This is a genomic window from Janthinobacterium sp. UMAB-56, from assembly GCF_900095265.1.
Taxonomy (GTDB): Bacteria; Pseudomonadota; Gammaproteobacteria; order Burkholderiales; family Burkholderiaceae_D; genus Janthinobacterium.
In genome coordinates this window covers 102,401-120,359 of sequence record NZ_LT607661.1, presented here as the reverse complement: position 1 = coordinate 120,359, position 17,959 = coordinate 102,401, and the positions used below count along the sequence as shown (strand labels likewise).

Annotated in this window: 14 protein-coding genes; 1 reads left to right on the top strand and 13 read right to left on the bottom strand. The window is 60.2% G+C overall.

The window, feature by feature from the left end:
• Positions 1-198 precede the first annotated feature (198 nt).
• The 8 genes from K0F85_RS19185 to K0F85_RS19150 all read right to left on the bottom strand — a co-directional run bounded on the left by K0F85_RS19185 (position 199) and on the right by K0F85_RS19150 (position 11,974).
• Positions 199-1,467: a glycosyltransferase family 4 protein gene (locus tag K0F85_RS19185; RefSeq protein ID WP_219117546.1), complete on the bottom strand. Its 1,269-nt coding sequence runs from the start codon at positions 1,465-1,467 to the stop codon at positions 199-201.
• Positions 1,448-2,758, bottom strand: a complete 1,311-nt coding sequence (locus tag K0F85_RS19180) for a nucleotide sugar dehydrogenase (protein WP_219117545.1) — start codon at positions 2,756-2,758, stop codon at positions 1,448-1,450. Before K0F85_RS19180 ends, K0F85_RS19185 begins: the two co-directional genes overlap by 20 nt.
• Positions 2,759-2,769: 11 nt before the next feature.
• Complete coding sequence (locus K0F85_RS19175) at positions 2,770-4,779, bottom strand: alginate lyase family protein (RefSeq protein WP_219117544.1); 2,010 nt, start codon at positions 4,777-4,779, stop codon at positions 2,770-2,772.
• Positions 4,776-5,846 (bottom strand): glycosyltransferase family 4 protein, encoded by a 1,071-nt coding sequence (locus K0F85_RS19170; RefSeq protein ID WP_219117543.1) that lies wholly within the window; start codon positions 5,844-5,846, stop codon positions 4,776-4,778. The genes K0F85_RS19175 and K0F85_RS19170 overlap by 4 nt, the downstream gene beginning before the upstream one ends.
• 70 nt (positions 5,847-5,916) lie before the next feature.
• A complete protein-coding gene (locus tag K0F85_RS19165; protein ID WP_219117542.1) occupies positions 5,917-7,266 on the bottom strand; it encodes a phenylacetate--CoA ligase family protein in 1,350 nt (449 codons plus the stop codon).
• Positions 7,267-7,312: 46 nt separating this feature from the next.
• Positions 7,313-8,302, bottom strand: a complete 990-nt coding sequence (locus K0F85_RS19160; RefSeq protein ID WP_219117541.1) for a glycosyltransferase — start codon at positions 8,300-8,302, stop codon at positions 7,313-7,315.
• A gap of 85 nt (positions 8,303-8,387) precedes the next feature.
• Entirely contained in the window at positions 8,388-9,575 is a 1,188-nt protein-coding gene (locus tag K0F85_RS19155) for a glycosyltransferase (RefSeq protein ID WP_219117540.1), read from the bottom strand.
• A 161-nt stretch (positions 9,576-9,736) separates the two neighbouring features.
• The gene (locus K0F85_RS19150; protein WP_219117539.1) at positions 9,737-11,974 is read right to left on the bottom strand and encodes a heparinase II/III family protein; all 2,238 of its coding nucleotides are present in this window, start codon (positions 11,972-11,974) and stop codon (positions 9,737-9,739) included.
• 71 nt (positions 11,975-12,045) lie between these two features.
• Here K0F85_RS19150 and K0F85_RS19145 point away from each other — a divergent pair, with 71 nt between their 5' ends.
• Positions 12,046-12,264, top strand: coding sequence for a hypothetical protein (locus K0F85_RS19145; RefSeq protein WP_219117538.1), 219 nt, complete (start codon positions 12,046-12,048; stop codon positions 12,262-12,264).
• 16 nt (positions 12,265-12,280) lie between these two features.
• On the opposite strand, the gene K0F85_RS19140 is transcribed toward K0F85_RS19145, so the two are convergent.
• The 5 genes from K0F85_RS19140 to epsG are packed head-to-tail and all read right to left on the bottom strand — an operon-like array spanning position 12,281 to position 17,957.
• The gene (locus K0F85_RS19140) at positions 12,281-13,834 is read right to left on the bottom strand and encodes a hypothetical protein (RefSeq protein ID WP_219117537.1); all 1,554 of its coding nucleotides are present in this window, start codon (positions 13,832-13,834) and stop codon (positions 12,281-12,283) included.
• Complete coding sequence (locus K0F85_RS19135; protein ID WP_219117536.1) at positions 13,824-15,470, bottom strand: hypothetical protein; 1,647 nt, start codon at positions 15,468-15,470, stop codon at positions 13,824-13,826. The genes K0F85_RS19140 and K0F85_RS19135 overlap by 11 nt, the downstream gene beginning before the upstream one ends.
• 20 nt (positions 15,471-15,490) lie before the next feature.
• On the bottom strand, positions 15,491-16,177 hold the full coding sequence (gene epsI, locus K0F85_RS19130) for an exosortase-associated protein EpsI, B-type (RefSeq protein ID WP_219117535.1): 687 nt from the start codon (positions 16,175-16,177) through the stop codon (positions 15,491-15,493).
• Positions 16,174-17,070 carry an exosortase B gene (xrtB, locus tag K0F85_RS19125; RefSeq protein ID WP_219117534.1) on the bottom strand — a complete coding sequence of 299 codons (897 nt, stop codon included), beginning with the start codon at positions 17,068-17,070 and terminating at the stop codon, positions 16,174-16,176. The genes epsI and xrtB overlap by 4 nt, the downstream gene beginning before the upstream one ends.
• An 11-nt stretch (positions 17,071-17,081) precedes the next feature.
• Positions 17,082-17,957, bottom strand: coding sequence for a chain length determinant protein tyrosine kinase EpsG (gene epsG, locus K0F85_RS19120; RefSeq protein ID WP_219117533.1), 876 nt, complete (start codon positions 17,955-17,957; stop codon positions 17,082-17,084).
• Positions 17,958-17,959: the final 2 nt, after the last annotated feature.

The following is a 17,959-nucleotide window of genomic DNA, read 5'->3' as shown; positions in this document are numbered from 1 at the left end:
GTTTATGGGGAGCATTCACGCTCGACGCTATAATCCTTCAGGCGATCAGCATGCTACCCAGCACGCCGCGCTCCCTAGTGCACTGAACAAAACCTGCTGCGCGCTACCGGTCGAGACCACTGATGCTCAAGGTACCAAAGCACAGCTGCGCTTCTCAGGCAAACGTGCCTCCGCTCGCGGCGGGTTTGTTCGCTGTTATCAGCCGCCGTCCTTGCTCAGCGTCACGGACGCGGCGGGCACCGCGTCAGGGAACAGGCGCGCATAGGCGGCCAGCAGCTTGGGCGCTTCATATTCCCACTCCAGCTCATTGATCACGCGATGGCGGCCAAACGCCCCCATTTGCTCGCGGCGTGCCGGGTCGTCGAGCAATTCGACGATCTTGCGCGCCATATCGATGGGGTCGTTCTTCAAGGCATACAGCGACGCCTGCTGCGCGGACACCTTGCCCTCGACAAGGTCGAACTGCACAATCGGCTTACCCAGGGCCATGTATTCCATGATCTTGTTCATGGTCGACTTATCGTTCATGTCGTTGGCCACGTCCGGATTCACGCACACGTCGGACGTGTTGAGCATTTCCAGCAATTGCTGATCCGGCACGCGCCCCGTGAAGGTCACGTAGTCAGCAATGCCCATGTCCTGCGCCATCTGCTTCATCTGTTCCAGCGAGGTGCCGCCGCCGACCAGGCCGAACTGCACATCCTCGCGCTGCAAGGTCTGCACGATGTATTGCGCCGCCTGCAGCAGCAAATCGATGCCTTCCTGCGCACCCATCACGCCCACGTAACCGACCAGGTAGGCGCGGCCCTTCTTGAGTGCAGGCACGGGCGGCAGTACGCGCAGGCGGTCCAGCTTGGGACCGCTGCGCACCACATATACGTCGTTCGGGTCCATGCCGCCACGCTCGATGGCGATCTTCTTGTACGACTCGTTGGTGGCGATCGACACGTCGGCGCTCTGGAACGACCAGCGCTCGAACAGCACCATCAACTTGTAAAAGAAATCGCGACGGCCAAACTTCGCTTCGTACAGCTCCGGATTGATGTCATGATGATCGAACAGGAAACGCTTGCCCATCGTCAGTTTGAAGAAGCCGCCGATGAGAAACAGCAAGTCGGGCGGATTGCAGGCATGAATCACGTCGAAGCCGCGCGCGAAATGCACTTTCCACGCCAGGCGGAAAGTGTGGAACAGCGCCAACGAATACTCAACCAGGTAGCCCTTGGCGCCCTCCGCTTCCAGCGGCAGGTGATAGCGGTAAATCTGAATGCCGTCGATGGCTTCGTAGCGCGATTCGTAGCCCTTGCCGGTCGGACAGATGATCGACACTTCATAGCCATTCGCATGCAACGTGGTCGCTTCCTGCCACACGCGGCGGTCGAACGGCGAGGGCAGATTTTCCACCAGGATCAGGACGCGCCGCGGCTTGCCGCCGGCGCCGTCCGCCTTACCAGCAGATGCCGTCATATTGCTCTCCACTTTGTTCCTTGCTGATGCGTACCAGGTCGACGATCTGCTGGTGCGGCTGCAGGCTAGCGGGCACAGTCTTGAATTCGGCCGCGCCGTTACCGATGACAATGGTATCGGCAAAATCGAGCACGTCCTGCATATTCGTCACCATCAGCTTGGAGATGTGCGGGATGTGATTGAGGATGTAATCCTGGTTGGCACCGGTCAGGGCGGCCAGGTTGACGTTCTTGTCATACAGCTTCAGCTCGTAGCCCTTGCCCAGCAGATACTCGATGACATCGACCAGCGGCGACTCGCGCAAGTCGTCCGTGCCGGCCTTGAACGAGAAGCCCAGGATGCCCACCTTGCGCGCACCTTTGTCGACGATCATCTTGATGCCCTTTTCCACTTGCCGCTGGTTCGACGGCAGGATGGAATTCAGCAAGGGCAGATCGAGATCCAGGCTGCGCGCCTTGTAAGTGAGCGCGCGCACGTCTTTCGGCAGGCAAGAGCCGCCAAAGGCGAAGCCCGGCTTCATGTAGTACGGCGACAGGTTCAGCTTGGTGTCCTGGCAGAAGATTTCCATGACCTTGTGGCCATCGATGCCGACGGCCTTGCAGATATTGCCGATCTCGTTGGCGAACGCCACCTTCACAGCGTGCCAGGTGTTGTCCGTGTACTTGACCATCTCGGCCGTTTCCACGTCCGTGCGCACCAGCGGCGCGTCCATCTTTTCATACAGCTGCACCAGCAGCGCGCCCGCCTTTTCATCGGATTCGCCGATGACCGTCTTCGGCGGATGGTAGTAATCGTAGACGGCCGTGCCTTCACGCAGGAATTCCGGATTGTTGCACACGCCAAAATCGACTCCGGCCACCTTGCCCGAGGCCTCTTCCAGGGTCGGAATCACCAGCGCCCGCATGGAGCCTGGCAGCATGGTCGAGCGCGCCACGACGACGTGGAAACTATCCTTTTCACGAATGGCGGCGCCGATTTCCTGGCACACCTTGCGCACATGGCTCAGGTCCAGGTTGCCATTGAGCTGCGAGGGCGTACCCACGCAGATGAGCGACATGTCCGAGCCAAAGACGGCGTCACGCACGTCAAACGTGGCGCGCAAATGGCCGCTTTTCACGGTAGCGGCGATCATTTCGCCGATGTCCTTCTCGATGATGGGCGTAGTGCCCTGGTTGATCAGGTCAACCTTGGTCCTGTTCGGATCGACGCCGATTACTTCATGCCCATCCGTTGCCAGGCAACCAGCCGATACTGCACCCACGTAGCCGAGGCCAAAAATACTGATTTTCAAAATATGCTCCTTTAATAATTAGCCGGCGAATTTGCCGACGACGCCTGCGGCATCAGCTCGATGTGCGTCACAATTTCAATTGTTCCCTGCACCCTCATGCGCCAGGCGGCGCTGGTAATCGGTGTTTTCTCGTCGAAGCGGCGCGATATCCAGCCGCCAGGTGGTGTATCGCTGCCGCGCAATAGGTCCAGCGTTCCATGCGAACAGCGCATGCGCAAGCCAGACCGCAGTCCCTGCGCCTGCAATTGCCCCTCGTCGACGGTGACCACGCAGTGGTCGCCGAACTGCCAATGCACGGAAATATCATGTACATTTGTACATTGTAATATGTCTTTTACAACAATGCATTTATTATTAAAGTTGAACTCGATACGGCGCCGGTGCAGCACAGGATCGGCCAGGCGGCCATAGCCATCGTGTTCGCCCTCAAAAACTTGCACTTCGGAATTCGTTTCATGAGCAATCATGCGCGCATTGGCTTTTTTCAGCCACATGAAATTGCCGCCGATTTCAGACTGGTCCAGACCATCGACGGATACGGTGTTATGCGCGGGTGTGCTGCGGAAGTAGTCGCGCCATTTTTTTTGCGTGTGATAGGCGTAGGTACCGGGATCGGTGAGCAACTCTTCCCCGCTCACGGAAAGGGTAAATGCCAGCGCATCGGCATGCCCGTGCGCGGCAATCGACAGGTAGCCGAGCGGCGCGCAATCGATGACCATGCGCACTTCCTCGGACGTGCCAAAGTCGCTGCCAAGCAGGAAGTAGCCGCCGTCGGGAAACGCCATCACGGGCGCCTCCGGCAAGCCGCCATCGAGCGCCTGCCACTGTTGCAAGCCAGCCACACCAAACAGCCAGCGATTCTTGTCGTCAAAATGCCTGACCTTGCGCTTGAAGTCGGCGCGGCCAAACAACACGGCGCAGCTGGCCAGCAGCGAGCGGTAGCGATGCCAGCCATCCTCGTGCGCCAGGCGCACCATCTGCGCATCGTCGGCATCGCCCGTCATCGGCACGTTGCCCTCCACGTCCATCAGCGCGGCGATGAAATCGGCCAGACGCTCCAGGCGCTGCAGGTACGCCGTGGAAAAGCCCGCGCCGTTGGCTTGCCCGATCCTCTGGCACAGCAGCATCATGTCCATCACTTCATGCTGATAATAGACGGCTTGCTCGCGGTTCACGCCGTCGGGCGTATTTTGCTTGAGCGCCTCCTCTTCCAGCCCCTTGCGCGCCAGCGCCTGCCATTTCGCACTTTCCGGCCAGCAAGGCCATACGCTACTGGCCACAAACAAGCCCATGTATTCGCCGAACAGATGGTTGTTCGCCGACGAGTGGCGCGAAAAATAGCCGGCGATAAAGTGCGCATGCTGGTAGATGGCGGCAAGCCACTGTTGCAGGAAACGCTGGCCCGCCTCGCCCTGGAACAACGGCGACGCCAGGCCGCCCAGCAATTCCCAGGCGCAGGCCCAGTTCAGCAGGCGCAGCGCGAGCTCAAGCGAACTGGTCCAGTGCACGCCCATGGGATACGGGCACTGCTCGAACCACGATTGCAGCAAGGTCAGTGCGCCATCGGCGTAGCGTCGCTCGCCCGTCACTTTCCAAGCCTGCGCTAGCGCCACCAGTTCCAGGTGCCGGTTCGGTTCCCACAAGTATTTGATATCACCCACCACTTTTTCGCTGCGGTAATCAATCTGCTTGCCCAAGGTCAATGGCGCCACGGTACCCGTCTTCGGATCGCGGTTCCATTGCGGCGGGAAACCCAGTTCGGCTCCACGCAGGGCAAACACATTCCAGCGGCCCGCCAGCACGGCATCGGCCGCAGCGCGCAGGGAGGCGATATCCGTGTCGCGGCCGTCACCGACCAGGAAAGGCCGGCCCAGACGTCCCAATTGCGGCGCCGGCACGCTGCGCAGCAAACCGATGCCGAACTTGCTGGCCTTCTTTTGCAGCAACTGTTGCACGCGCCACGCAATTTCAGGTGCGCCCATCAATTTCAAGCGGTTGATTTTCCATGCTAACGATGTCATACAGCACTCAACCCCAAGTCGTTATAAATTTGCTCCAGGCGCGGCATGACCGCCGCCGTGGAAAACTGACGTTCCACCTTGCTGCGCCCCGCAGCGCCCATGCTTTGCGCCAGCGCGTCATCGGACAGCAAGCGCGCGATCCGCTCAGCAAGCCCATTGACGTCGCCGGGGGCGAGCAGATATCCCTCCACGCCATCTTGTATTGCCTCGGGAATGCCACCGATCGCCGTGGCAATCACGGGTACGCCACAGGCCATCGCCTCGAGTATGCTCATCGGCAAGCCTTCAAAATACGAAGGCAAGACGTAGATGCGGCAACTATTGAGCAGGCGCGTCTTTTGCTCGCCTTGTACCCAGCCCAGCAAGTCGACGTGCCGCGCGACCCCCAGCGCATCGGCTTGTTGCTGCAAGGCGCTACGGTCGCCATCGCCACCTAACGCCAAGTGCAGTGAGGGACAACGTTGCGTCAGTTCGGCACATGCCTGCAGCAGGTCATATACTCCCTTTGCCTGGCCTAGTTTACCCAGGAACAACACGGTTCCCGCTTGTCGTGCAGACCATGGTGTGGCAATAGGCGGCAACGGCACCGGATTGAACATGATCTCGACATGCGCATTGCGGCTCATGCCGCGCACCCAGGCCTGCCAGCCGCTCGACAAGACCAGCACGCGCGAGGCCTGATTGAAAATGTAGCGGATATATGCGCGCCGCAACGGACCGCACTGCCGCTCATAAAAAACGGCAAAGCCGCCGCCATGCAAGTGCAGGATGCTGGGAACGCGGCACAGGAAGGCAAGCAGGAAAAAGCCCGACTTGCGCCAGAAGCTCGCACGCGAGGCGACATGCACGTGAATCAGGCCTACCTGCCCGGTCAGCAGCATGCCGAGGAAGCGCGCATAGGCGCAGAACATGATGCGCAGCTTGGCCACGGGCCCGCCATCGCAATGCGTGGCCAGGTAATGCACGCGATAGCGCTCGAACAGGCCCGCGCTCTCGTACACGCGCGCCACGGCAGCAATGCCGCCCATGGTGTTCAGGCTGGTGCCGACCATCAGGATTTTTTTCATGTCGAATCCGGTAAATTATCATTGTCCGCCAGTCGGCGGGCCCTGCCGCACATGGCCATGCCGCGCGGCACTAGCTAGTTGCGCGGGCACTCGTCTCATTGACCACCCAACGGAATTTCCCCGCCGCCGTATTGGGCAAGTCCGCCTTCAGCACCACCTCCACGCTGACGCCGGAATCGACCATGGTGTGGATATTGTCGAGCAACTTGCGCTTGTCGCTATCGGAAAAGGCGGGGCCAGGCAGCAGACGCACTTCCCAGCGCGCAGTACCCACTTGCGCCACTTGCGACTTGAGGATGTTATCGACACCCTTGAAGGCGAACGTCAGCACCGATGGACTGATCACCGCACCGCCGCTGCCGGTGATGCTGTCCTCAAATTTGCCGGTCACGGGCTCGATCATGGGAAAGGGCCGGCCGCAATCGCAGCGGCCGGGCTTCCAGCGGGTCCGGTCACTGAGCCGGTAACGCAGCAGCGGCATGGCCAGATTATGATAGGTCGTTCCCACCACGAAGCCTTCCCCGTCGGTCGGCTCGCCATTCTCGTCCAGGATTTCAACATGAGAATAATCACTGTTCAAGTGCATGTTTCCGTGTTCGCATTCGGTGGCGAACGCCACGCGCTCCGCCATGCCATACATATCCATGATGGTGGCGCCCAGGCGCTCGACGATCAATGCGCGCTGATGCGGATACAGCGGCTCCGATGCCGTAAACACATACGGAATGGATAGCCGGCGCCCCCGCCGCTGCAAGAAACCGGCCAGCGTGTAGGCAGTCGATGGATAGGCTTGCAACATGGCCGGCGCCGCCTGCTCCAGGCGGTCGATGATCGCATCGGCATGCGCCTCGGTCAGGTGCCGCGACGACAGCAGCAACTGTCGGTTATAGCGGTTCCAGAACCAGAATGGCGGTCTGGTCTGGTTGATCCCTGCCACCATGTCGCCACGCAGGGTGGCGCGCGTCACCTGGGGCGTGTAGCCGGACCAGCTCCAGTGGCGCTGGATGAAGGCGTTTTCCATCAATACCGACTGCATGCTGCGAAAAATCGTCAACGGCGTGCCTGTCGTACCACTGGTCTGCCCTGCCGCCTGCCACGGCCGTTTGCGGCCCTGATGCGGATACAGCACAGCACGGTGCGCCAGCAGGGCCGCCTTATCGATCACGGGAAAATGCTCGCGCAACACCTGTGCCGCCTGGACTGGCGTAAAACCGCGCGGCATGGCCGCGTAATGGGGCAGCGTACGTATGGCGTGCTGCATGCTCGCATGCAAGTGCAACTGGGAATAGTGCGCCAGTTCGTCGGCACTCATGCGTTCATGTGCAGCGAGGCGGTGCATGGCACGCCGCAACAAAAAATTATCACGTAGCATGGCTCGCATGCCGAAACGCAGTTCGTTCTTGATTGAAGACATATTCACAGTGGCTCCCGCAACGGGACTTCCGATAGGAGTGGGATGGAAGGCATCAGAGCAGCAGGAAACGATGGATTTCTTCGCCTGGACTGCCGACCTTGGCCAGGCGCGACTCCGCCTGCGCGATCGAATCGCTCAATGCTTTCCGAAATGTAGCATCTTCGACGGCACGCTCGAGGGCCGCGCGCATGGCTTCGGCATCATCATGCGGCACGAAGCCCGGATAATCGCTGCCCAGATAGGCCTCGATCGCCTCATGGCGGGTCGCCACCAGCGGTTTGCGGTTGCGTAATACCCGCAACAGCACGCTTTGCCCGCATGCCTCGCCCTGGCTTTTCAAGGGCATGGCAACTACACGGCTGGCGGCAAGCAGACTCTCGAACTGCGCCTCCGGCAAATCCAGGTGCAGGCTGACGCGCGATTGCGCCGGCACCACGACGTGATTGCGCTCCGCCGCCACCACCACCAGCGGGGCGCTGACGCCCGCCATAGCCTGCAACAGCAAATCATAGTCGCGGTTGGAATAACCGCCGGCGAACACATAGTCGCCCTCGACCGCCGCTGCGGCGCCGCCAAAACCATAGAGTTCCTGCCGCCACAGGTGGAAATGCACGTCCTGCGGCGCCATGCCGACGGACTGGATCAGATTCTCGCCCTCCCCTTTCGAGAAGGCGATGAAGCCAATCCCGGGGAAGCGCAGGGCGCGCCAGAGCAGGTTGAGACAGCGGCGCGCCCGCACCGAATGGACGAAACACGCCATCACCAGCAGCTTGCGCGGGCGGGTCACCAGGCCGCAACGTATCATCGCCAGGATAGGGAGCGCCTGCCAGCCAATCAGCAGCACGGTATCGTCGCTGCCCCACAGCTTGCGCACGCCCCACAGCTTGGGCGACACCATGGCTGCCAGGATCGACAGTTTTCCGCGAAACGACGAGCCACGGCCACGCTCCGGCCCCATGTTACTGACCTGGGCTCCCTGCTGTTGCAGGTAGGCGACGACGTCCTGGTAGCCGCCAGCTTGAGAAAGGATTATTTGAATCATTAGAAAACATTTTCAAAAAAACATTATCACATAGCATAGCGACATCGTCCACCGTTTTGCTGCAACGCACAGAATTGTTACAAAATTATGGCTTTTGAGCAAAGCCTTCCCGATAAACGGCGGCTAGCCGGCTGGCCAGCACGCGGTAGCTGCGTCGTTCCTCAATAAAGGCCGGCCCGGTGGCGGCAAGCAAACGGGCGGCAGGCAGATCGGCAAGAATGGCGCCGATCTGTTCGGCGATCGCCTCGGGATTGCTGGCAGTCAAGCGACCCGCACCGCTGGCGCGCAACACGTTTTCCTGGTCGGGGCTGTCATTGCCCACGCAAGGCATGCCCAGCGCCAGGTACTCGAGCAGCTTGGTCGGCGAGCTGTAATCGAACAGCGCACCGCGCGGCACATAGGAAAGCGCCACATCGGCGCCGCATAGCAGGGCCAGCGCCTGCAGCGATGGCAGCCAGCCCGTCACATGAATCGCATCGGCAATACCCAGACGCGCCGCATAGGCCATCAAGGCAGGCACATCGGATACCGTCGGCGAATCGCCGATGAACAGCAAGCGTGCCGAGGGCTGGCGGCGGCGCAAAAGCAACAGCGCTTCGAGCAGCATCGTCAGTTCGCGCGAGCTATCGAGCGTACCCAGATAAGCGAGCACAGGGACGTCTTCCCAGCCGGGCAGGCGGCGCGGCGCCAACGCTTCCCCGTGCAGAATTTCCATGTCGACGCCCATCGGCACGGCCGTCAGCCTGTCCGCCGGGATCCCGCGCTCCACCATCAACGCCTTCATCGCTTCGCTCTGCACAAAGACATGGTCTGCGCCCTTGAGCACGACTTTATACAACAGGAAGCGCTCGATCAATCCTTTGAGCAATACCACATGGTAGCGGCGGCCGCCTCCCGCCGCGATTTCCGCGCGCGCGCGCGCGATGCGACCCTCGCTCATCAGGAAAGAGACCCAATAGGCAAAAGGAATGCCTTTCCAGCGCGCGAGCAGCATGGCGAACAAGCCGGTCGACACCATGTCGCGCACCTGTATCAAGTCGCACTGCTCTTTCTTGGCAGCAAAAAGCCGACGCATGCAAAGCTTGAAGAAGGCCCACTCCTGACGCACGCGGCTGGACTGAACGGCTGGCCGCCACTGGCTCGCATAGGCACCATCAACGAGTTCACCCTTGCCGGCCTTGCCGACGATATCGCACACCACGCCGTGACGGGGCAGATACTTTCCAAACAGGGTAACAACGTCGGCACGGAAGGTCGGCAAAGGTTCTGGCACCAATTGCAATAAACGAAATACGCTGTGTGGTTTCAAAGTAAGACACCGTGACTGGCCCGTAAAAGCGGGCGCGCAAAAGAAAAAGCGATGGCTGAAAATCAGCCATCGCTCGCGAGGAGCACGCATATGATAACCGCGGCTCCGTTTTCTGTTAATAGAAATTAGTTATTTGGAATCACAATTGACTGTCCGTCAATCGTCAGCGTCCGTCCGGTAGCGCTCGGCGCACTAAGCGTGTAAGGCAGATTCTTGCATCCAACGTCGAGCAATACGAGGAACTCGCCGCTCGTCGCGGCCGGCTTGACGAAGGCACCATGCGCTTCGAACTTGCCCGCTTGCGGCGGCGGACCGCTGCGCGTTTCATAGCTGGCTGGCTCGTTTGAAATCGAGCGGGCGCACAGCTTGCGATCCACGTTGAGGATGGAAACGGAGCCATCGGCCTGTGGCACGATAGGCGCGGCCGCGTGCAGATTCCATTCGAACTTGTGCCGCGCCGGCGCGGCCAGCAGATCTTGCACCACCACCACATTCTTCGGCCGGAAATACCATACCTTGCGCACCGCTTTGCTCAGCACGCTGCCATAGGCATTGATCGCGTCACCGGCCGTATAGTCGAGGGCCGGCGTCGTGGCGAAACTGAGAATCTTGCCATTCCGGCCCAGATTGACCGTGTTGCCATCAACCAACTGGCCAATGCCGGCATCATACGTAATCGCATTATGCGAGCGGGTTTGACGGTACCAGGAATTGAACAGCGGCGAACCATACCAGTCCATATAGCCGGCCTCGATCAACAAGGGACGCCCGCCACTGCTCAGGATCAGGCTGTTCTGATCGCCGTGGCTATGATTGTACGAGCCAAACGGGCTGGACTTGAAATACACCGACGTCCGGGCGCGATCAGTCAGATCACTATGCATGGCAACCCAGCCGATGCTCTGATACAGGGCGGCGTTAGGTGGCGCAACGAGGGCGGTGGCCTTGGTGTAAGGCAATGGATAAGGAGCCTGCAGCAAAGTGAGGAAATCTTCATCACCCACGATGTTGCGCGCATACCAGGCGGCGGCGGGCGTCGAGAAGCGCGAGGCATACGCCTTCATGTAGCGGAAATCCGGTTTCAGCTCGCTTTCATCGCCAAATACATGGGAACCGGCGCCAGGCGGCACGAAATGGGCAAAAAAGTTCAGGAAGCCATTCGACCAAGGCTTGGCAAAGATATTCACGCCCGTCGCCTCGGACAATGGCTGCCAGATTTGCAATGCATAATCCGCCGTATATTGTCCGTACGCCGTGCCATTGGCAAAACCGCCTTCAGGGCCGCTCCATGCATACACCGTATTGACATAGGAACGGAAGGCAAAATAGAACCAGGCATCCGCCTGCGGTATCTCCCCGATGGCCAGGGTCGATATCAGCGCCAGGAAACCGAGGTTGGTCCCGCCGTGCGAATCGTAGGGATACTGGTCAAGCCGATTGTTATTCCCGCTTAAGTCCTTATAAATATCCGTGGTGCGCAGGGCGATCACATTCAGCCAGGCAGCACGGCGCCGGGCATCGATTTCGGCGGACAGAAAATCGATCGCCTTGATCATCGACAGGGCAATCACGCGCGTTCCCTGGTCCTGATTGGCATAGCTGGTGGGACCGGTCGGGCTGAGCTGGGCAAACTGATCGCCGCGCACGAATGCTTCGTTCAGGTAGCGCGCCTCTCCCGTCAATCGATACAACAAGGCCGCCGATTCGAGCTGGCGTCCGATGGTATTGATGCGCGTGCGGATGTCGGCGTTCTGGGCACTCAGGGCCGCCGTCGCCACGCCGGTATTCACCAGCGGCCAGTCGCTATCTTTCACCGCCGGCGTGTAAGCCATCTTGTATGTCACCTCGCTCACCATGCTGGCCAACGGCGCGGCGCGCTCGGCGCGCATGGCCCTCGTCCATTGGGACGAGGTGAGGAAACCCGGCGGCAGCATGCGCGGACGCGCATGCTTCTTGACGTTGGCGCTCACGACGCTGGTATCGGGGACGACAAACACGGCGGAGGCACTATCGATCGTGAAGTAACGCGGGTTCGACCATTCCGTCGTGGTGGATGGCCGCACGCGCCAGGAGTAGTTGCCGGGAGCATACGCCGCGGTCGGCAAGAACCAGTTGCGCGCCGTCGTGTATGTATAGGCGACCGCACCATTCAGACTCACTTCCAGCACATATGCCGGTGGCTGCGTTTTATGCTGGGACCACGAGAAGGCAGGAGGATTCTGTGCCTGTCGCTGATTATCGCTAGGGAAGGGCTTGACCGCCTCGATGTCAGGCGCAATCACCCAATCTGCGCGGCTGCCACCGCTGACACACAAGCTGGCGAGGATGAGCAAGCGAACGAGCGTCGTTGTGGGAAACTTCATGAAAGTAGCTCCAAATAAGGAAAACCAAAAGCGCACCAGGCGGCGCGCCGCACCATACCTGAATTATTGCCGTGCAAATCAGTCAAAGATGGAAAGCGGGAAAGCGGGAAAAGGTTGTCCAGCATGCCCTGCGCGGACGATGCAGCACAAATCTCCCTGCGTTGAAGCAACTATACAGGAAAGGGAATGATCATCAAAAGCAAAAAACAAAAACTCTTACGTTTTGTTGCGCAACGACATTAGCCGCCACTTTTGAAGAAGTTGGCAATATTATCGAAGAAATTACATGAACTTAGGATAATGTTATTATGATGAAATTGGTTCCAACAGGCGTGCAAAACGGGGCGAGATGCGCGCCAGAGCGGGGAGTTCCGTGCGCTTGAACAACCCGACAAAACGCAGGGCCAGCAGGTAGGCCGTCACGCAGACCAGCAGCGCGGCGACGATGACAAAATTACCACCAGGGATGAACAACACCAGGCGGGCGACCAGTGCCGCACCAGCGATGGCTACTACAAGGCGCAACAAGACTGGCAAACCGATACCCAGTCCCTGTTGCAGGCTAGGCTCCTTGTTCACCCAACGCAGCCAGCCATAGATGATGTAGTACGGCATCGTACTCACCAGCACCAGCAGCAGTGGACTGCGCAGATAGGCGCACAAGCCGAGCAAGCCCAGGAAGGGAAAGGAAAACCACAGCCACAGACGGTTATGGTGGGAGATGCGGCCAATCGGGTTCAAACTGAGAAACAGCGATTCGCCCAGGCTCATCCCTGCCAACTGCAGCACGATCAATACTGCCAGCAGCATCTCGCTGCCATAGCGGCCGTGGGTCACCCAGTTGATCAAGGGTTCGCCGCAACCGATCAGGCTGGCAATGCCAAGTCCGATGATCACGTAATTGAAACGCAGCAGCAGCGACACGGCGGAGCGGATGCGCTCGATATCGTGGTACTTGCTGTAATCGCTGGCCAGCGACGGCTCGACTATGCCCTTGGCCAGGAAGATGGGCATGAACTGGTAGGCGCGGTCCGACAAGGTCTGGAAGAAGCCGAACGACGCCGTGACCAGGGGCGTGGCCACCGCACCGACGATCAGCTTGAGCAGCGCGCCACGGAACGGCAGCCCCAGCATGTATGCCGCCTGCGTTCCCAGGCTGTCGCGCCATAGGGCGCGGAACGAAAAACCAAAACTGAGCGGCAGGGGCGGCGGCGCGTTGTGCCGCAAATGCGCAAATTCGCGAGCCAGTACCAGCAGCAAGGCCAGCGACAGCACGCATTCGGTGACGGCAAAGACATTGGCCACATCGACCACGCCGAGATCGTGGATGAATACCAGGCTGGACAAGCCGGCCAGGCGCACGCAACCGGCCAGCATGAACAGCATGGCCTGGCGCTTCTGCAAACCCAGGCTGTTACAAAAGATCAACAAGCTATCGTTACAGGCCGAGCTGAGCCCATAGGCAATATATTGCAGGGGAATCGAGGATGACTGTTCGATGATCTGCTTCGGCAATAGCAGCGATGAAAAGAAATACAGGCCCAGCAGCAATAACAGCATGAGCGCCAGCCGCGCCGATATCAGACCCAGCATCAGCAGCAGCAATTCACGCCATTTGACGGCTTCGCGCAGGGGCGGCATGAAGCGGTACACCACGCGGTCCATGCCGAACATGGTGACGAACACCAGCACGGCCGTGCCGGCGACAAAAATCGTATATGCCGCGTAATCGTCCACGCCCAGGCTACGCACCAGCACGAACTGGGTCAGCAGCGAGGCAATGGCCACCCCAACCTTTGCCAAGGCGAACCATTTTGCTTGCGAAACCATACGGGAGGCAACGTATGGATTATTTCCCATGCGTGCTCCAGCGCATTGCCCCGGCCGGGGTAGCCGCACGCCAGCGCGGGCGCACAGGCACCTCCGCTTCCACTGGCCCGGCCGTCGCCGCCACCTGGCCGTAGCGGCAAACCTGGACCACGCTGCCCATACAGAACAGGTACAGCAGTTGCACGGTCGGCTCGTCCAGCATGGTGCGGTTGTAGATCAGCAGCGAGACATAAATCAGCAGCACCGCCACGCTGGCCTCAACGATCGCCATTTGCGCCGCGCTTCCCTGCCCACGCCGCATGTAGCGCCAGCCCAGGATGACGCCGCCCACGGCCATCAGGCTATACGCAGCCGCCCCCAGCACGCCCACATCCCATAGCAACACCGCCAGGGCGGTGGCATCCACGTTCAGCGGCGCGAATCGGCGGGCAATGACGCCGCTGCCGCCGATGGAACTGCTGGACTTGCTAGCCCCCGGCCCATAGCCCAGCAGGCGCTTGGGTATGCTTGCCGTGGCATCCTTGGCCCACAGCGCCAGCGAAGCGCCGCGGCTGATTTCCCCCGTCAGATAATTGACGTTGTGGGTATCGAAAAAGTAGCCGCCGCCCGCATCGAGCTTGCCTTCCAGCCCCTTGCTGTGGTTCAGGGTCTGGCCCCAGTACAGCGCGTTATACACAAAATAAATACTGCCGAGCATGGCGACGGCCAGGATGCCGTAGGCAATCACGGAAAACAGGTTTTTCATGATCCGCTGGCGCAAGACAATGAACACGCCCAGCGGCAGCCAGATGAACGCCGCCTTTACCTCTCCCAGCAGAATCACGGCCAGGCCGATCGCAAATACCAGCAACGCCAGCGGGCGCGACATCAGTCCCCTGTTCCAGCGCGCCAGCGCGTACACGCTGACAGCAACGACGAACAGCACCAGCATCGAGCTGAGTCCGCCACCGAGGGGCGTCCCGCCGAATGTTCCCACGACCGAGTCGAAACCGTTGTCGCGCTTGGTGGAGACGAAAAAATGCTGATACAGCACGACGGGCAACTGCAGCACGCCGATCCAGATCAACGACTGCCACAGCCGCTCCAGCGTCGCCGGGCGCCAGGCAAACCAGTAGAAGGACAGCAGCACGCCAAACACCGGCAAGTTCGACTTCAAGGCCGACATCAGCTGGCCGGCCGATGGACGGTTCAGGATGATCGACACCATGTAGCACAGCAGGTAGGCAAAGAACGGCAGCATGATCAGCGTTACCGGCCGCCCCTCCGGCGCCCCGCCCCGTCGCTGCTGGCGGCTCTTGACGACCAGGTCCATGAAGGTCCGCATGCCGAACAGGCCCGCCATCCCCACGGCGATCCAGGTGGCCGAGCGCAAGCCGAAGAAATACAGCGCGGAACCCTGTATTACAAAGGTAACCACAAACAGCAGGTGCAGCAGGATATTGGCATTGACCAGGAAAAACGCCAGCATGGCAAAGATGGCGCCGCTGACGATCACCAGCAGTACCGGCGAGTCGAGGCCGGCAACGGCGCCCACCAGCAAGGCCAAGAACAGCAAGGGGAACAGCAACAGCAGCGACAGGCGCGTATTGTTTGCCTTGCGCCGGGTCATAGGCGCAGGCGCGGCGCCTACGCGGGAGCGGCCAGCGAAAAATGGCATCTTCATCATTACTCTCTTTTACGCAGCCACTAGCCGCTGAACACGCCAACCAGTTTGGTGCGGGATGCCGGTGATAAGCTACTCAACATTTCCTTGACGAATAAATCCTGCATTTGATAGGCAGCGCTGCGGTCCGTATCGATGCTGGACACGCGCACCAGCATGCCGTCAGGCACGGTACCGCTCAAGCCATAGCGCAATTGCTGCAGGCGCTGCTCCATGCCGGGCTTGGTGGCCTTGTCGCCGATCGTGATCCAGTACGTGATCGGCTCGTTGCGGCTGCCATTGACAGCCATCAGGCGCTTGATCGGCAAGCTGCCATACGCGGTCTGCAGGCGCTCGTTGCTTTCCTTCGTGATTTCAAAACCCTGCGCACCGTAGCAGATCTCGGGCTTGTGCACGCCCATGTTATCGCCCTGGTCGCCGCCATAGGCCATCGACAGCATCACGCGCCGTCCCTGGCTGTCGATATACGTGCGCGACAAGGTCTGGTTGTAGATCTTGTCCAGTTTGGCCTGCACCTCGGGATCGATCTGCAGCGGCGCGATGGAACGGTCGACTTGCCAGTCGCCGAAGCGCTCGGGAATCATCGTCTCAAGATTGAACTTTGCTTGCAGGTCGGCAATCTTGACAGTGGGCGTGACGGCCTTGGTCAGGATTGCCGAACTGGCCATCAGGACACCCAGTATCAAACTCGTCAGCAGTGGCTTTTTCATGGTGTATCCTCGCTCGATGGGGTGGCGCGGCGTGCGCGGCGGCGGACGATCCACTGCAACAGGCTATCGGTCGCCAGGATCAGCGACAGGGCCGTCAGGAACAGCACCATGCCGGCGAAGCCGTGCAGGAACCCTTGTCCGGCAGCATCGCCAAAGTGATAGGTGATGAGCGTCAGCACGATCACGCGGATGACGTTGGCCGTAAACGAAATCGGGATGATCAGCAGTGCCAGCACGACATTGCGCAGCACAGCCGTATGGCGCACGACGTTCAGATAAAACAGGCCCAGCGCCTCAAGCGTTAGCAAGGTCTGCAGCCCGGCGCAGGCATCGGCCACCAGCAGCTGATATTGCCCCACTTGCAGGATGACGCCGGTGCGCGCGATCGGATAACCGACCCAGAACAGGATGTGCTCGGTCACGTAGGACACGGCCATCTTCATCGGCATCGTCAGCAAGCTCACTACCTGGCCTGGCAATGGCACCATGAACAGCATGAAGAAAAACGGAAACCACACCTTGGCAAAGCCGCGCCAGCCAAAATTGAGCAGCACGATGGCCGCCAGCAGGACGATGAAGGAGGAAATCTCGAACGCCAGCACCTGCTGTGAGCGGCCCAGGACGTACAGCAGCAGGCCGATGGCGACGAAGACCCAGCCCGAGGCGCTCTTCACGCGGACAGGGTCCTGCGTCATGCGCGGCCACTGGCGATACAGCAGCCACAACGACAACGCCAGGATGATCGGGCCGTGCGCCTGCTCTTCCGTTGCCCAGATACCATGCATCAGGTCATAGAATGTCGGCAGGAACAGGATCGCCATGCCCAGCGCGATCGGCCACCATTCCTCCACTTTATGCAAAGCGGAGATTTTTTGCAGCGTCGCCGAATTCATGGAGCTGACCATCAAAAGTCGACCAGCACGGAACCCACTACTTCGGCACCCGCGTGGGTGACCTGGTCACACATGGTCATGATATCGTCCAGATGGGTCTTGTTCTTGCGCACCACCAGCAAGACGCCGCCCACCCGACCGGCGATGGCCAGGGCATCGGCCGCCGTGGCAAACGCCGCGGTGTCGTACAGCACCACGTCGTAGCGCGATTCGAGCTGCGCATTCAGGTTGCCAAACGAGCTGCGGCTGAGCAACTCTTGCGGATTTGGCGGCAAGGTGCCGGACGACAACACGGACAGGTCGACAAACGAGTCGATCTTGGTGGTCGCGGACAGGTCGGCACGGCCTGCCAGCACATCGGACAGGCCCTGGCGGCTTTTCAAGTCGAAAATATCCTGCTGGTGCGGCTGGCGCAAATTGGCGTCGACCAGCAAGGTCTGTTCGCCAAGCTGCGAAAACACCACGGCCAGATTGGCCGCGAACAGGCTGGCGCCATCGCCGGAATCGACCGCAACGACGGCCAGGGACTTGCGACCGCGCGCGAACCAGCGCAGCATCAGTTGGCTACGCACGGCGCGCAGCGTTTCCACTTGCGGGCTGAACGGATCGAAGGCGGCCACCAGGCGCGGCGAAAAACCGGACTCGCCCGGCTGCAGGTACGGGTACTCGAACTGTTGCGCCAGCACCTGCTGAATATCGGCTTCGGTAATCAGCCCCAGGCGCAGGGCCGCCTCGCCAAAGCGGATACCGAGCTCCTTTTGCATGCGCAGCACGCGCTCGGCATTTTCTGCCGTGATCTTGCCTGACTCAAGCAGCAGGCCACCGATGCTCGAATCGCCACGCTTCGGCAAGCCGGCCGGCGGGATGGGGAGTGCGGGATGATTCATCG

Excerpts from the sequence above, each read along its gene's own strand:
- xrtB (WP_219117534.1), bottom strand. The coding sequence starts at position 17,070 with ATGAATTCGGCGACGCTGCAAAAAATCTCCGCTTTGCATAAAGTGGAG.
- epsI (WP_219117535.1), bottom strand. The coding sequence starts at position 16,177 with ATGAAAAAGCCACTGCTGACGAGTTTGATACTGGGTGTCCTGATGGCC.
- K0F85_RS19135 (WP_219117536.1), bottom strand. The coding sequence starts at position 15,470 with ATGATGAAGATGCCATTTTTCGCTGGCCGCTCCCGCGTAGGCGCCGCG.
- K0F85_RS19140 (WP_219117537.1), bottom strand. The coding sequence starts at position 13,834 with ATGGGAAATAATCCATACGTTGCCTCCCGTATGGTTTCGCAAGCAAAA.
- K0F85_RS19160 (WP_219117541.1), bottom strand. The coding sequence starts at position 8,302 with ATGATTCAAATAATCCTTTCTCAAGCTGGCGGCTACCAGGACGTCGTC.
- K0F85_RS19175 (WP_219117544.1), bottom strand. The coding sequence starts at position 4,779 with ATGACATCGTTAGCATGGAAAATCAACCGCTTGAAATTGATGGGCGCA.
- epsG (WP_219117533.1), bottom strand. The coding sequence starts at position 17,957 with ATGAATCATCCCGCACTCCCCATCCCGCCGGCCGGCTTGCCGAAGCGT.
- K0F85_RS19185 (WP_219117546.1), bottom strand. The coding sequence starts at position 1,467 with ATGACGGCATCTGCTGGTAAGGCGGACGGCGCCGGCGGCAAGCCGCGG.
- K0F85_RS19170 (WP_219117543.1), bottom strand. The coding sequence starts at position 5,846 with ATGAAAAAAATCCTGATGGTCGGCACCAGCCTGAACACCATGGGCGGC.
- K0F85_RS19150 (WP_219117539.1), bottom strand. The coding sequence starts at position 11,974 with ATGAAGTTTCCCACAACGACGCTCGTTCGCTTGCTCATCCTCGCCAGC.